This is a genomic window from Streptomyces sp. NPDC048057 (assembly GCF_040653095.1).
In the GTDB taxonomy this organism is placed as follows: Bacteria; Actinomycetota; Actinomycetes; order Streptomycetales; family Streptomycetaceae; genus Streptomyces.
Genome location: NZ_JBEZNF010000041.1, coordinates 1 through 13,637, shown reverse-complemented (window position 1 = coordinate 13,637; position 13,637 = coordinate 1). Strand labels below are relative to the sequence as shown.

5 protein-coding genes are annotated in these 13,637 nt (G+C 72.6%); 1 reads left to right on the top strand and 4 read right to left on the bottom strand.

Annotated elements, in window-relative coordinates:
• Positions 1 to 212 precede the first annotated feature (212 nt).
• The gene (locus AB0E05_RS33115) at positions 213 to 1,496 is read right to left on the bottom strand and encodes an acyltransferase (RefSeq protein ID WP_361970684.1); all 1,284 of its coding nucleotides are present in this window, start codon (positions 1,494 to 1,496) and stop codon (positions 213 to 215) included.
• A 665-nt stretch (positions 1,497 to 2,161) separates the two neighbouring features.
• Here AB0E05_RS33115 and AB0E05_RS33110 point away from each other — a divergent pair.
• Positions 2,162 to 2,872: a response regulator transcription factor gene (locus tag AB0E05_RS33110; RefSeq protein ID WP_361970682.1), complete on the top strand. Its 711-nt coding sequence runs from the start codon at positions 2,162 to 2,164 to the stop codon at positions 2,870 to 2,872.
• A 101-nt stretch (positions 2,873 to 2,973) separates the two neighbouring features.
• Here AB0E05_RS33110 and AB0E05_RS33105 read toward each other — a convergent pair whose 3' ends face one another.
• From AB0E05_RS33105 to AB0E05_RS33095, 3 genes are all read right to left on the bottom strand, one after another.
• Positions 2,974 to 9,576, bottom strand: a complete 6,603-nt coding sequence (locus tag AB0E05_RS33105; RefSeq protein ID WP_361970680.1) for a type I polyketide synthase — start codon at positions 9,574 to 9,576, stop codon at positions 2,974 to 2,976.
• 14 nt (positions 9,577 to 9,590) lie between these two features.
• On the bottom strand, positions 9,591 to 10,622 hold the full coding sequence (locus tag AB0E05_RS33100; RefSeq protein ID WP_361970678.1) for a ketoacyl-ACP synthase III family protein: 1,032 nt from the start codon (positions 10,620 to 10,622) through the stop codon (positions 9,591 to 9,593).
• Positions 10,623 to 10,694: 72 nt separating this feature from the next.
• The coding region (locus AB0E05_RS33095) for an amino acid adenylation domain-containing protein (RefSeq protein ID WP_361970676.1) at positions 10,695 to 13,637 on the bottom strand (2,943 nt) is incomplete at its 5' end.

Sequence of the window (13,637 nt, the reverse complement as noted above, 5' to 3'; positions counted from 1 at the left end):
AGCCCGGGGCGGACCGGACCGACGCGCACCGCCGGCACCGGCCGAGCGCCGGTGCACCTCGACCGACCCGGCCGGAGAGTCAACATCCCCCGTACTCTCCGGCCGGGTCCACTCGTGCCCCGACTCCTCTCTCTTCGTTCCGAGGTTCGCTGCGAGAACGCCCCGGCCCGCCGTCCGAGCACACGGACGGCGGGCCGGGGCGTTTCGTCGTGCTACGCGGTCGAACTGCCCACCCGACGGTCGGCGTCGGCCCCGTCCCCGTCCGACTTCTCGGGGTCCGGTCGGTCCGACGACTCCGGCTTCGCGGTCTGCGCCCGCCCCCGGATGATCCGTGTCATCGGCACTTCCACGCACCGGTACAGGATCCAGGCGGCCACCCCCGCGACCAGCGCGTACACGACGAGGCCGACGAGCACCCCCCACGCCGGCAGCGCCTGGTCGGGCCGGGAGAGCAGCCCGAGATCGACCAGCCAGGGCCGGATCCGCCCCAGGGTGTTGAGGATCAGCACCATGTGCACGGCGTAGAAGCAGAACGAGATCTTGCCCAGGAACACCATGATCCGGCCGCGGAACGGCGTCCACCGCCCCTCCCGGTCCGCGTTCGCCATGCCCGCGATCAGCAGCGCGAACGGCACGAGCATGCCCGCGGCCCGTTGCAGCGGCTCCGGCAGCTCCCGGTTCAGGACGAAGGCGACCACGCAGATCGCGAGCGCGACGTGGGCGTTCGGCCCCCGCCAGGCCCCCCTGCGCACCAGCAGGGCGACGACGATGCCGACCACGAACTCGGTCAGCCGCATCAGCGGGAAGACCTCGGTGAACCAGAGCATGAACTGGCTGTCGTAGCCCTCCATCGGCACGATCGGCGTCGGCTCCGGCGTCTTCAGCGTGAAGACGCGCCCCACCAGCGTCGGCCCGGCCAGGGTGAGGGCCACACAGGCGGCGCCCGTGACGTACAGCGCCCGGGTGCTCGCCCGGACGAGCACCACCAGCAGTGCGGGGAAGCAGAAGTAGAAGAACGCCTCCGCGCTCAGCGACCACATCACCGGGTTGAGCCCGAAGATGTACGACTGGTCGGGGATCCACGCCTGGAGCAGGAAGGCGTGCGCCAGTGCGGTGCGCCAGCTCGGCCAGATGTCCAGGGAGGCGAACGTCAACAGCACCGCGAGGACGGACGCGGCGACGTACACCGGGAAGACCTTGGCGACCCGGTGCCGCCAGAACAGCAGGGCCGGCCGGTCCGTGGGGGTGGACCAGGTGAGCACGAAGCCGCTGAGGACGAAGAAGAACGAGACTCCGATGAAACCGGTCCCGAAGACGTCGAGGACGCCTTGGTCGATCGCGGACGGAGCGGGGGACCCGAGGGGGGTGCCCAACTGTAGTGCGGTGAAGTGCAGTCCGAAAACCAGGAATGCGGCGACCCAGCGTAATCCGGTCAGGGAGGGTAGCGTCTCGCGTCCCTGGGAAGAGCCGGAAGAGCCGGGAGATTCGCGGTCCATTCCGTGTGGTCCTTTCATGGAGCGGTGAAGTGCGCCGTGCCGCCCCGCGGTCGGGCGGTGCGTGAGCTGCGGTGGAGACGTGCGCCGATGCCCTGCGTCCACGGGTGGGGAGATCGCGGGCCGGTGGGGAAAGGCACTGCCGTGGTCGAACGCCCTGACGTCCGCCTGCCGTCGGGAGGAAGGAGGCGGCGTTGGGAAACGGGCGAAGGAGCGGAACGGGGTGCCGGACAGATGTCCCCAGAATCCTTGCCATGTTCTTCGGTACTGGTCAGAGTGTCAAGGCGGGCCGTCTGGTCCGGAGTCCGCCCGTCGGTCCGTCAGTGCCCCGGGGCGGTCGGGCTGCCGCTCCTTCGGGCCGCGGACCCGTCGACACCGTTCGTCCTGCGCTGCATTTACGGCCCTCCGTACCGTCTGGTAAGGATGAAAGGTGACGCTCCGTCAGAGGCGTGGAGCGGGGCCGGAAATCGCCCACAAGGGAGGGATTCAGGCCATTGGGGGCCATGCCAAGGGGAAGTAAAGAAGGTAAATGCTGGATTTAGTGTGGAGTTTATGGTCACTGTACGGGTTTCGTGGGCACTTTCAGATGGCTGAAATATGACGGTTCATTGACGCTTGCTGGGAGCAACCTTTCTTTGCTGTCGAACCGCAGGTGAAAGGGGGAGGGGATGGTGAGTCGGGGGGAGATCGGGGTCCTTCTCATATCCGAAGACCAGTTGGAGCGTGCCGGACTGCACGCGGTATTGGGCAGGGATCCCGGAATTGTGATCGTCGGGGACGTGGATTCGCCGGGGGAGGCCCAGCGCGTCGCCTCCTTATGCAAGCCCGACGTCATCCTGTGCAGCGAACGCATGGTGTCGCGCGAGACGTTGGTGCTCGCCGAACGGCTGGCCGCCCAGTCCAACGACGCGCGGCCGGTCCATCTGATCGTGCTGGTGCCCTCGCCCGACGACCAGGCCATCAGCCTGTTGCGGATCGGCCGGTGCACCCTCCTGGGCCGGGGCGTCAGCCCGACCGACCTGATCGCGGCGATCCGGGTGACCGCCGCGGGATACATGCCGATCAGGACCGACGTGGCGCGCAGCCTGGCCGCGGCGTCGGTCTCCCTCAAAGGGGCCTCGCAGGAGACCCTGGAGCAGGTGCGGTCCCTGACCAAGCGTGAACGCCGGGTGTTCGAGCTCATGATCCAGGGGCTCTCCAATCCGGAGATCGCCACCGGCCTCGGGGTCGCGGAGTCGACCGTCAAGTCCCACGTCCAGAACATCCTGGGCAAGCTCGACCTGAGGGACCGCGTCCAGGCGGTCATCTTCGCCTACGAAGCGGGGATCGTACGGCGCTCCGCGGCGCTGAGCGGACGGCTCGGTATGTCGGTCGCCTGACGGCGGCCCGGGGAGCGGCGCCACGGGCGGTACGGGGGAAGCGGCACGACGGCACGCAGGGCCCGAGCGAAGGGTTCGCCCAGGCCCCGGTGCCCCTCACCTCACGACCGCTCGGCCAGCTCCGCCGTGATGAACTCCGCGAGGTCGGCCAGGCTCTGGCCACCGAGCATCTTCGCCATCGGCACCGTGACCTCGTACGCGCGCTGCACCTCGCTGCGCACCTCGGTCGCCATCAGGGAGTCGAGCCCCTGTCGGTTCAACGGCTTGCGGGCGCTGAGCCGCTGAGCCGGCAGGGCCAGCACCTTGGCGAGCCGTTCGGCCAGGAAGGCGTGCACCGACTCCGTGTCGGACTCCGCGGCGACGGCGGGCGCCGAGGTCGCCGCGGCCTGCTCGGCCGGCGCGACGACCACGGGCGCGACCTCCGCAGGTGCGACCTCCACGGGCGCGACCTCCACGGGCGCGACCGCCACCGCGGCGGGCCGTACGGGCGAGGGCTGCGCCGGGAGGACGTCGCCCGCCACCACCTCCGCCAGCAGGGAGTCCCGCGCCGCGTCCGGATACGCGCTCCGCCACCGCTGCCAGTCCGCGGCGACCACCGTGACCTGCCCGACCGGCTCCGTCAACAGCCCCTGGAGCAGGCCGATGCCCTCCCGCGGAGTGAAGCTCTCCATGCCCTGCGGCGCCAGGTCGCGGCCGTGTTCCTCGGCGTACCGGGCGACCATGCCCACCGACGACCAGAAGCCCCAGTTCACCGAGAGCGCCGGCAGGCCCAGGCTCCGCCGGTGGTGCGCCAGCGCGTCCAGCCCGGCGTTCGCGGCGGCGTACGCCCCGAGCCTCGGCGAACCGAGCACCGACGAAGCCGACGAGAAGAGCGCGAAGAACTCCAACTCCAGGCCCGCCACGGCACGGTGCAGCGCCCACGCGCCGGCGACCTTCGGCTGCACCATCGCGTCGAACCGCTCGGGCTCCAGCTCCGCCGCCGACGCCAGGTCGATCACCCCGGCCGCGTGCAACACGCCCCGCACGGGCGGCCGACCGGCCTCCGCGAGCTCCCGCAGCACCCCGCGGACGGCCGCCTCGTCGGCGACGTCCACGGAGTGGTACGTCACCCGGGCCCCGCCGCGCGCCAGCGCACCGAGCACGTGCCCGCGTCCGCCGAGGGGGCTGCGGCCCAGCAGCACCAGGTCCCCGGCGCCCCGTTCGACCAGCCAGGTCGCCAGCTCCACCCCGATGCCGCCGAGCCCGCCGGTGATCACGTACGTCCCCTCGGACGCCGTCCACCCCTCACCCTCGGGAGCGCTCGTCCCGACGGACGGAAGCGACGCGACCGGCCGGGCCGGCTCGACCGCTTCGACCGTTTCGTCGAAGCGGACCAGGACCTTGCCCACGTGCCGCGCCCGCGCCATCTGGCGGAACGCGGACTCGACGTCCTCGCCGTCGTACACCTCGTACGGCAGCGGCTCGATCGCCCGGCCGTCGACGAGTTCGAGCACCCGGTCGAAGAGCGCGCCCGCCTGTTCCGGGCGGGTCCGGAGCATGTCCACCAGGTCCATGGAGTGGAACGTCAAGTTCCGGGAGAAGGGCAGCAGCCCGATCGAGCTGTTCTCGATGAGGTCCTTCTTGCTCAGCTCCACGTACCGCCCGTACGGCGCCAGCAGCGCCAGGTTCCGCGGGATCGCCTCGCCCGACAGGGAGTTCAGGATGACGTGCATCCCCGCGCCGCGGGTCGCGTCGGTGAACTCCTGCGCGAAGTCCGTGGTGCGCGAGTCCGCGACGTGCCGCACCCCGAGCGCCTTGAGCAGCGCCCGCTTCTGCGGGCTGCCCGCCGTCGCGAAGACCTCCGCACCCCGCCACCGGGCCAACTGCACCGCGGCGAGCCCCACGCCCCCGGTCGCGGCGTGGATCAGCACCCGCTCCCCGGGCGCGAGGCGCGCCAGGTCGAACAGCCCGTAGTACGCGGTGAGGTACGCGGCCGGCAGCGTCAGCGCCTCCTCCACCGACAGCCGGGCGGGTACCCGCGCCACCAGGTGCGCGCTGGTCACGACGTGGCTGGCGAGCGCCCCCTCCGCCAGCGCCACGACCTCGTCGCCGACCGCGACCCCGGCCGAGCCCTCGCCGAGCGCGGTCACCACGCCCGCGCACTCCCAACCGAGCTTCGCCCCCTCCTCCAGGCCGGGGTAGGCGCCCATCGCCGTGAGGACGTCGCGGTAGTTCAGGGCCGAGTGCGTCACCCGGACCTCCACCTCGCCCGGCCCGGGGCGACGGGCCGGCACCGGCACGCGATCGATCTCGTCCAGCAGGCCGACGGAGCGGTTGCGGATCTCGTACCGCTCCGGGGTCGCGCCGTGCCGCGCCCCGGACCGGGCGCGGGCCGGCTTCCGGGGCACCAGCCGCGGCACGTACCGCCCGCCGTTGCGGAAGGCGAACTGGCCCTCGCCGCCGCCGTCGCCGAGCAGCGTCGCGGCCAGCAGCTCGACGTCCCGGTCACCGGCCCCGGCGGGCAGGTCCACCAGGGAGCACCGCCACCGCCGGTACTCCTGCGCCAGCGACCGGCCCAGGCCCCAGAGCATCGCCTGGCCGACCGAGACCGGGCCCGGGGCGTCCGGCAGGTGCTGCGCGCCCTCGGTCACCAGGCAGAGCCGACCGACGGGCCAGTTCGCCTCGTCCAGCGACTGCACGAGGTGCAGCACGCTGAGGCAGCCGAGCCGTTCGGCCTGTGCCACCGCCTCACCCACCGACCCCGTGTCGAGGGGATCGCGCACCTCGCGGGAGAACGCGTGCACGATCCCCTCGCACACCGCGTCACCCACCCGCTCCCGCACCGCGGCCAACAAGCTGCGGTAGTCCGCCGCCGCGTCCACGTCGATCCGGTACCGGTCCGGGGCGACCTCGGCGAACGTCCCGCCCACCTCGCCCGCCGCCCGCGCGCCGCTCGCCTCCACGACGACGCAGCGCCCGCCCAGCCGCTGGACCAGCACGTCGGTCGCCCGCTGCCCGCCGCCGGCGAACACCAGCCAGTATCCGTCGGGGCGCACGGGCGGGGCGAGGGCCGGGGCGGGCCGCCAGACGACCTCGTGCAGCCAGCCGTCCGAATCCCGCGCCACCTGCTGAGGCGCCTGCTGGGACACCTGCTGAGGCACCAGGAAACGCAGCCTGACCCCCTCCATCTCGGCGATCAAAGCGCCCTCCTCGTTCCGTATCTCCACCGTCCCCACGACGGCTTCCGCATCCGCGCCGGTGCGCACCGCGTGGCTCCACACCGGGCCGCGCGGGCGCTCGTACAGCCGCACCCGACCGATGCCGCCGAGGACGAACGCGTCGTGCTCACTGGGCCGGCCGAAGCCCTCCATGGCGGCGGCCAGCGTGTGCCCGCAGGCGTCCAGCAGCGCCGGATGGAAGTGGTGGGGGTCGTCCGCGGCGGCGATGGAGTCCGGCGCCACGATCCGCGCCAGCGCCTCGCCGTCCCGGCGCCACAGGGCACTGACGCCCTGGAAGGCGCCCAGCCACTGGTTCCCCTTCTCGGCGAACCGACGGTAGAACTCCGCGCCGGACAGCTCCTGACAGCGCTGGCGCACCGCCTCCCGGTCCGCACCGCCGCGCACGCCGGGCTCGCTGAACTCCAGGGCCCCGCTGACGTTGCGGGTGTACTCCCCGTCGTCCGGGAACCGGCTGCTGACCTCGAACGACCAGGCCCCGTCGGCGTCGGCGACGATCGCCACGCGCACCAACGGCGGCTCGTCCGACGGCGTCAGATAGATCGCCCGGTGGTACGTCACGTCCCGCAGCGCCGGCAGCGAGCCGAAGGAGGAGTGCGCGGCAGCCGCGACCAGTTCGACGTACGCCGTGCCCGGCACGATCACCACGCCCTGCACCTGGTGGTCCTTCAGATACGCGTTCGCCGCCAGGTCCACCGGGCCCTCCCACACCCGGTCCGCGCCGGGCACCGGCGGACCGAGCAGCGGATGCCCCGCCCTGCGCACGGCGGCCCGTACGGGCAGGTCCTGCGGGAACCAGTAGCTCTGCCGCTCCCAGGCGGGCCCGGGCAGCCGCACGTACCCCGCAGCCGGCGCGAACAGCCGGTCGAAGTCGACCGGATGGCCGCTCAGATGCACGGACGCCAGCGAGTCCAGCAGCCGCGCCGCCTCCGGCTCGTTGCGCCGCGTGGAGCCCACGACCAGACCGGAGCCGCGCGCCGCGTCCACGTACTCGCGCATCGCCGGGACCAGGATCGGATGCGGGCTGATCTCCACGAGGACCGTCGGCCCGCGCTCCAGCAGCCGCTCCACCACCGGCCCGAACAGCACCGGCTGACGGAGGTTGCGCGCCCAGTAGTCCGCGTCGAGCGTGCTCCCGTCGACGGTCTCCGCGTCGACCGTGGAGTACATCGGCACGTCACCGGCGCGCGGCCGGAGCGAGCCCAGCGCCTTCAACAGCGGCTTGCGCAACGGCTCCACCTGCGGCCCGTGCGAAGCGAAGTCCACCCGCACCAGCCGGCAGAAGACCCCCCGCTTCTGGAGGGCGACCAGGACCTCGCGCATCGCGTCGCCGTCCCCGGACAGGATCGTCGACGAGGGCCCGTTGACCGCGGCGACGCAGACCCGGTCCGCGTACGGCGCCAACTCCCGCTCCGCCTCCGCGGCGCTCAGCTCCACCGAGGCCATCGCACCCCGGCCCGCGACCTCCTTCGCCAGCGCGCTGCGCCGGCAGATGACAGCGGCCCCGTCGGCGACGCTCAACGAACCCGCGACGACGGCCGCCGCCGCCTCGCCCATGCTGTGCCCGACGACGACGTCCGGCGCGAGCCCCCACGACCGCCACACCGCGGCCAGGGCGACCTCCATCGCCCACAGCGTGGGCTGGATGACGTCGACGCCCTCCAACTCGCCCTCGCCCTCGGCCAGCAGCTCGATCACCGACCAGCCGGCCTCCGCGCGGATCGCCGCGTCGCACTCCTCCAGAGCGCTCCGGAACACCGGTTCGGTGCGAAGGAGTTCACGCCCCATGCCGACCCACTGCGAGCCCTGCCCGGGGAAGACGAACACGACCTTGGCGCGCTCCTCGTACACGTCGTCCGCCGACTGCACGAAGGCGCTCGGCTCGTCGGCGAGGAACGCCCCGAGCTTGTCCGCCAGCTCCTTGTGGCTGGATCCGACCAGGGTCAGCCGGCTCTCCCGGTGATCGCGGCGCGTCGCCGCGCTGGCGCACACGTCGTACAGCGGCAGCGCACCGCCCTCGTTCTCCAGATACCGCTGGTAGTCCTGCGCCACCCGGCGCAGGGTCGCCGGCTGGTGGGAGGAGAGCGTCAGCAGCCGCGGCCGTTCCGCGCCCGCGGGCTCCGCCGGCTGCGCACGCTTCGGCCCAGCCGGTTCGGGACGGTGCGCCCCCAGCACCACGTGCACATTGGTGCCGGAGATCCCGAACGAGCTGACGCCCGCGAGCCCCGGCCGCTCGCTCTGCGGCCACTCCTGCTCCTGCTGCGGCACCCGCAGTGCGAGCGACGACCAGTCGACGGCCCCGGTCAGCTCGGCGCTGTGCAGACTGGGCGGCACCACGCCGTGCTCCAACGCCAGGACGGCCTTGATCAGCCCGGCGACCCCGGCCGCGCCCTCGCTGTGCCCGATGTTCGTCTTGGCCGAGCCGACGAGCAGCGGCCGGTCGGCCGGCCGCCCCTCGCCGAGCACGGCCGCGAGCGCACCCAGCTCCACCGGGTCGCCCACCGGGGTCCCGGTGCCGTGCGCCTCCACGTAGTCGACCTGCGACGGATCGACACCCGCGTCCTTGTAGGCGGCGACCAGCGTCTCCCGCTGCCCCGACTCGGCGGGCGCCATCAGCGCGTTGCCACCGTGCCCGTCGTTGACGACGGCGGAGCCCAGGACCACCGCGCGCACCGCGTCGCCGTCGGCGACCGCCTGCCGCAGCGGTTTGAGCACGACGACGCCGACGCCGTCACTGCGCACGAAGCCGTTCGCGGACGCCGAGGCGAACTTGCACCGGCCGTCGGGCGCCAGCATCCGCCCGTCGGAGAAGGTGACGCTCTCCTCCGGCGCCAGCACCAGATTGACGCCGCCGACCACCGCCAGCGTGGACTCGCCGCTGCGCAGGCTCTGGCAGGCCATGTGCACCGCGGTCAGCGACGACGAGCAGGCCGTGTCCACGGTGAGGCTCGGGCCGCGCAGGTCGAAGGCGTACGACAGCCGCCCCGACAGCATGCTGGGCGCCGTGCCGGCGTTGGCGTACACGTCCAGGACGCCCCGCCGGCTCATCGACTCCCAGTAGTTGCGCCCCATGGAGCCGACGAAGACACCGGTGCGGCCCGCCGACAGCCGCTCCCGGGTCAGGCCCGCGTCCTCCACCGCCACCGCGACGGTCTCCAGCAGCAGCCGCTGCTGCGGGTCCATGTGCTGGGCCTCGCGCGGTGCGACCCCGAAGAAGTCGGCGTCGAACGCGTCGACGTCGTCGAGGAAGCCCCCGTACCGCGTGATGATCTTGCCCGGGGTGCCCGGGCGTGGATCGTAGTACGCGTCGATGTCGAAGCGCGTCGGTGGCACCTCGGTGATGCAGTCGGCGCCGGAACACAGCCGCGACCAGTACTCCGCCACGTCCGCGGCCCCGGGGAAGCGGCACGCCATGCCCACGACGGCGATCGCGTGCTCGGGCACGGACACCTTCGCGTTCGACGCCTTGCGGCTCTTGCGGTTCGTCATCGTCGTCCTCCTCGTCAGATGGCCCACGGGGCGTTCTCGGTGATCGTCAGGACGGCGCTGCTGACCACGAACCCCGGCGCGGCGCCGGCGAGCAGCACGTGGTCCCCGGGGCCGACCTGCCCGGTGGTCAGGAGGTGGTCCAGGGCCACCACGTGGTCGCTGGCCGCGAGGTGGCCGACGGTGCGGCCGAAGTCCCAGGTGGACTTCTCCTCCGGCAGCCCGAGCGGATCGAGGAAGAACTGACCGACGAGGTACTGGCCCTGGTTCACGTAGATCGCCCGGGCGACGTCCCCGACGTCGATCCCGGCCTCCTTGAGCGACCGCCGGACCACGTCGGCCTGCCGCTCCGCGATCACCTCGTTGACCTCGGTCAGCGGCCGGTTCGTCCGACCGAAGTGGCGGGCCCGCGCCACCATGTCGATGGTCTCCCGGCCGCTGGCGTCGAACAGCGGCTCGGCGCCCCGGTGCAGGCCCTCGAACTCGGGGAGCACGCACTGGTTGACGGCGCGGACCCGCGCGATGCCGCCGGCGGTGGACAGCACCATGGCGCTGGCCGCGTCGCCGATCACCGTGCCGGGGCCGTACCCCTGCCAGCGGTCGCCCTGGGGGGAGGCGAAGTTGTCGGCGGTGGTGAGCAGCGCCGTCGTGCGGTCGGAGTCCGCGGCGAACTGCCCGACGGACAGCTCCAGGGCGGCCAGCATGCCGTTGCACCCCTGGCGCACCTCGAAGGCCGCGGCGTCCTCGCACCCCAGCTCCCGCAGGACGTACCCGCCCGGGTACCACATCGTCGGACCCTGCCGAAAGACGCAGGAGTGGATGAGGAAGTCCACCGCGGACGCCTCGCACCCGGCCCGTTTGAGGGCGCTGCGGGCGGCGGAGACCGCCATGTCGACGGGCGGGGTGTCACCGGCCACCAGGGTGCCGGTGACGCCCGAGTCCAGCATCAACGTTTCGTCGTACAAGCCCAGTTCGATCGCGCGGCGGCTGCTCATCCGCTCCGGCAGATAAGCGCCCAACCCGCTGATGTAGAGGTCCTTCGGCCGCATGTGACTCCCTTGCGTGGTGCGCCGGGGTGTGTGGGGACGGGGGTGGTGCGGAAGGTTGCTGTGGGGACGGTGTTACGGGCGGTTCTTCAGGTAGCGGGCGACGACGGCGCCGATGTCCCGCAGCGTCTTCGGCTCGGTCATCCGCAGGTGTTCGCAGGGGACGGGGTGGTCCTCCAGCGCGCCGCCGACGTGGGGCGCCCAGGCACCGGCGTCCGGCGCGCCGTCCGCGCGCCCTTCGGTGGCGGTGAAGAAGAGGACGTCGCCGTCGAACGGCTCGGGCCGGTGGCCGTCGAGGAGACGGAGGTTGTCGGCGGCGACGTCGACGAGCGCCCGCACCTGCTCCGGCTCCAGGTGCGCCGACAGATTGCTCTCCGCCTCGACGAAGGCCAGCAGCTCGGCAGCGTCGCCTGAACGGGACTGCGCGGGGTCCAGCGCGGCGCGTTCCCACAGCAGCTCACGGGCGGCCCGCTCGGGCCCGGGGCTGTCGGCCGGTGCGAACGGCGCCTCGGGGTACGCGTCCAACAGGGCCAGCAGCCGTACGTCCTGCCCCTGGCGGCGCAGCTCGACGGCGACGGCGTGGGCGACCACCCCTCCGTACGACCAACCCAGCAGGTGGTACGGGCCGGTGGGCTGCACCGTGCGCAGTTCGGCCGCGTAGTCGGCCGCCATCTCCTTCAGCGTCGCCGGACGCGGCTCCGGCCGGGCGATGCCGCGCGCCTGGAGCCCGTAGACGGGCCGGTCCGCGCCGACGCCGCCGAGCAGCGCCGCGTAACACCAGCTCAGCCCACTGGTGGGATGGACGCAGAAGAGCGGCGGCTCGCTGCCCCGGGTGCGCAGCGGCAGCACCGTGCCCAGTGCCTCCGCCTCCGTCGCCTCCTCGCCCGCGTCGAGGTGCCGGGCCAGCTCGGCGACCGTCGGGTGCTCGAAGACGGCCCTGATCGTGTGCGCGGTGCCGAACGTCGACTGGATGCGACTGGTGAGGCGGGTGGCGAGCAGGGAGTGTCCGCCGAGTGCGAAGAAGTCGTCGTCGACGCCGACCCGCGGCAGGTCGAGCACCTCGGCGAAGAGGGCGGAAAGGAGCTGTTCGTGCGGGGTGCGGGGCGCGCGGTCGGTGACCCGGGCGGTGAAGTCGGGCGCCGGCAGCGCCTGCCGGTCGAGCTTCCCGTTCGGGCTCAGCGGCAGCGCGTCGAGGACGACGTACGCGGCGGGCACCATGTGGTCGGGCAGCACGGCCTTGAGGTGGTCCTGCACGTCCGCGGTGTCGAGGTCCCCGCCGTCCGTGGGCACCAGGTACGCCGTCAGATGCGTCTGCCCCGCCCGGTTCGTGTGGGTGTGGGCGGCGGCGTGGGCGACACCCGGGTGTCGCACCAGCACTGCTTCGATTTCGCCGAGTTCGATGCGGAAGCCGCGGATCTTGACCTGGTGGTCGATGCGGCCCAGGTGGTGGAGGGCGCCGTCGGCGCTCCAGCGCCCGAGGTCGCCCGTGCGGTACATCCGGGCGCCGGCCGGTCCGTACGGATCGGCGACGAAGCGCCCGGCGGTCAGCCCCGGCCGGTTGACGTAGCCGCGGGCCAGCCCGCCGCCGGACAGATAGATCTCCCCGGTGACGCCGGGCGGCACGGGACGCAACGCCGTGTCGAGCACGCGGACGCACGTGTCGGGGTTCGGGTGTCCGATCGGCGGCGGCGCCGTCGAGGCGGCGAGCGGGAGGGACAGGGTGGCGCAGACGGTGGCCTCGGTGGGCCCGTACGCATTGATCAGACGCAGCTTCCCCGCCCAGCGGGCGGTGAGCTGCGGCGGGCAGGGTTCGCCGCCGACGACGAGGGTGGCGAGGGCGGGGAGTTCCTGGTCCTCGGGGAGGGTGGCGAGGACGGTGGGGGGAATCAGCGCGTGGGTGATGCGCTCGTGGGTGAGGTGGTGCGCGAGCGGTTCCCCGGTGAGCGGGCCCGGCGGGGGCACCACCAGGGTGGCGCCCGCGGCGAACGCCATCAGGCACTCCATGACGGTGGCGTCGAAGCTGGGGGAGGCGTTCTGGAGGACCCGGCTGTCGCGGGTCAGCCCGAAGCGCTCGACCTGCGCGGTGGCCAGGGCGTGCAGTCCGCGGTGGGGGACGGCGACGGCCTTGGGGCGGCCGGTGGAGCCGGAGGTGTAGATGACGTACGCGGGGTGCTCGGGAACGAGCGGGGCCGTCCGCTGGGCGTCGGTGGGGTTCGTCCGGGGCTGCTCGGCGAGTTCCCGGTGTGCGGTGTCGAGGTGGAGGCGGGGGGTTTCGGTGTCGGGGAGGTGAGCGGCGGTTTCGGTGGTGGTGAGGAGGTGGGCGGGGCGGGCGTCGGTGAGCATGAAGGCGACGCGGTCGCTCGGGTAGTTCGGGTCGATCGGGAGATAGGCGGCGCCGGCCTTGAGGACGGCGAGCATCGCGGTGATCATCTCCGGTGAACGGGGCAGGGCGAGGGCGACGACGTCCTCGGGTCCGATGCCGTGCCCGATGAGGTGGTGCGCCAGCTGGTTGGCCCGCTCGTTCAGCTCGGCGTAGGTGAGCGTGGTGGCGCCGTGGCTGAGCGCCGGCGCTCCGGGCGTGGCGGCGGCATGGAGTTCGACGATGTCGGGCCAGGGCAAGGGCTCGATGTCACGGGCCGTGTCGTTCCACCGGGCGATGCACTGCTCTTCTTCCGGGGTGAGGGTGGTCAGTTCGCTGATGCGGATGTGCGGGTTCTCGGCGATGGCGTCGAAGAACTGGATCAGACGGGTGGCGATGTTCTCGACGGTTTCGCGGTCGAGGAGATCGGGACGGTATCCGAACTTCAATCCGAGGCTTTCCCCCGGCACGACCGTGAGGCTCAGCGCGTAGTGCGTGGCGTCATGCGCTTGGACGTCGACGATGCGCAGGTCGCCGAAGGACTGGCCCGGTCCTGCTGCGTCGAGGGGGTAGTTTTCGAAGACGGTGGTGGTGTTGAAGAGTTGGGTGTGGTGGGTGGTGTTGTGGATGTGGGTGAGGCTGAGGTGTTGGTGGTCGAG

Coding starts and splice junctions, on each gene's coding strand:
- AB0E05_RS33115 (WP_361970684.1), bottom strand. CDS start 1,496: ATGGACCGCGAATCTCCCGGCTCTTCCGGCTCTTCCCAGGGACGCGAG.
- AB0E05_RS33105 (WP_361970680.1), bottom strand. CDS start 9,576: ATGACGAACCGCAAGAGCCGCAAGGCGTCGAACGCGAAGGTGTCCGTG.
- AB0E05_RS33100 (WP_361970678.1), bottom strand. CDS start 10,622: ATGCGGCCGAAGGACCTCTACATCAGCGGGTTGGGCGCTTATCTGCCG.
- AB0E05_RS33110 (WP_361970682.1), top strand. CDS start 2,162: ATGGTGAGTCGGGGGGAGATCGGGGTCCTTCTCATATCCGAAGACCAG.